Source organism: Mesorhizobium sp. M0768, from assembly GCF_040320195.1.
Taxonomy (GTDB): Bacteria; Pseudomonadota; Alphaproteobacteria; order Rhizobiales; family Rhizobiaceae; genus Mesorhizobium.
On sequence record NZ_JAMYPD010000109.1, the window covers coordinates 1 to 796 of the forward strand.

A 796-nucleotide genomic window follows, 5' to 3' on the forward strand; every position below is an offset into this window, starting at 1 on the left:
TCACGACCGGCGTGTTGATGCCGGTACGGTCGCAATGACGGCAAGCATATTTGAACCGCACATTCTGCAGGACCTTCGCCTTCACCTCGATATGAAGTTGCTCGGTAACGGCCTCGCCCATGCGATGCATCTGGTGACGGCAGCAAGGACAAGCCTTCTGATCGTCGGGAAGGTCATACTCGACGCGCTCGCGCGGCAGGTTTTCCGGCAAGGCCTTGCGGCCGCGCTTCTTTCCCGTCGCCCCTTCGCTCGCCGGCAAGCCCGTGTCCGGCAGGACAACGACGCCGCCATCTTCGTTGTCGGCGGCGTCCTCATCCGCGGCCTGTTCGGCTTCATTGAAGAGGCGGTCAATGTGCTTTTCACTGCGCGGCGCAAAACGATGCAGTCGTGCAAGCGCCAGCTCTTCCTCGAGTTTGACGACGCGTTCGGTGAGTTGACGGTTCTGCGCCTGCAGCGCAGCAATACGCGCCATCAACGCTTCAACAGTCGGTTCGCCGGGTCGATTCATCAGATTCTTGAATCGAAAGCATGCCGCCGCGTCAACCGCTCAATTCGAGAGCCCTCAACCCGCAACCTGATATTGCCGCACCGGATGGCGGACCATCGCATCGATGTCGATGCCGTCGAGGATCCAGTGCAATTGCTCGGTCGTAAGCGTGACCACCGCTGCCTCCCGGCGCGGCCACCGGAACTTGTCCTCGGTCAGCCGCTTCAGGACCAGCACAAAGCCCGACCGATCGAAGAACAGGAGCTTCATCCGGTCGCGACGGCGATTGCAGAACGCAAAAACCGCCGG

2 protein-coding genes are annotated in these 796 nt (G+C 61.1%); both read right to left on the reverse strand.

The window, feature by feature from the left end; translation table 11 throughout:
- A partial coding sequence (locus NKI08_RS34540; protein WP_352775984.1) for an IS66 family transposase zinc-finger binding domain-containing protein occupies positions 1–508 on the reverse strand: 508 nt, incomplete at its 3' end.
- Between the two features lie 54 nt (positions 509–562).
- The coding region (gene tnpB, locus NKI08_RS34545; RefSeq protein WP_352775986.1) for an IS66 family insertion sequence element accessory protein TnpB at positions 563–796 on the reverse strand (234 nt) is incomplete at its 5' end.